General features: G+C 76.5%; 1 pseudogene. It reads right to left on the bottom strand.

Features of this window, described 5'->3' with window-relative positions:
* Positions 1-447: pseudogene (locus D3105_RS34205) on the bottom strand (DNA polymerase III subunit gamma and tau); the annotation flags it as partial.

The raw sequence follows: 447 nt of genomic DNA, 5'->3' as shown, positions 1-447 counted from the left end.
GTACGCGACCGGGGCGGCGGGTGCCGCCGGGGCGGGCTGGTACTGCGGGGCGGGACGTCCGCCGCCACCGGGCTGCGGGGGCATCCCGCCGCCACCGGAGGCGTCGATGACCGCTTCGATGCGCCACTGGGCGTTGAAGCGCTCGGCGAGGGCCTGCTTCAGGACCTCCTCGCTGCCGCTGCTGGCGAAGTTGTCGCGGGCGCCCGCGTTGAGGAAGCCGAGCTGGAGCGTCGTCCCGTCGAACCCGGCGACCTGGGCGTTCTGGCTGAGCAGGATCCAGGTGAAGCGGCGGCGGTTCTTGACCGCCTCCAGGATGTCGGGCCACATGTTCCGCACCTGGGCGGCGCCCTGGGCCATGTTCTGCCCGCCCTCGGGCGCGGCCGGAGCGGCGGGGGCCGCCGGGGCGACCGGAGCTGCGGCGGGCGGCGGGGTGGCGGGGACCGGTCC

The sequence above is a fragment of the Streptomyces globisporus genome, from assembly GCF_003501885.1.
GTDB lineage: Bacteria > Actinomycetota > Actinomycetes > Streptomycetales > Streptomycetaceae > Streptomyces > Streptomyces globisporus_D.
The sequence above is the reverse complement of the archived record's forward strand: the minus strand, read 5'-3'. Positions and strand labels throughout refer to the sequence as shown.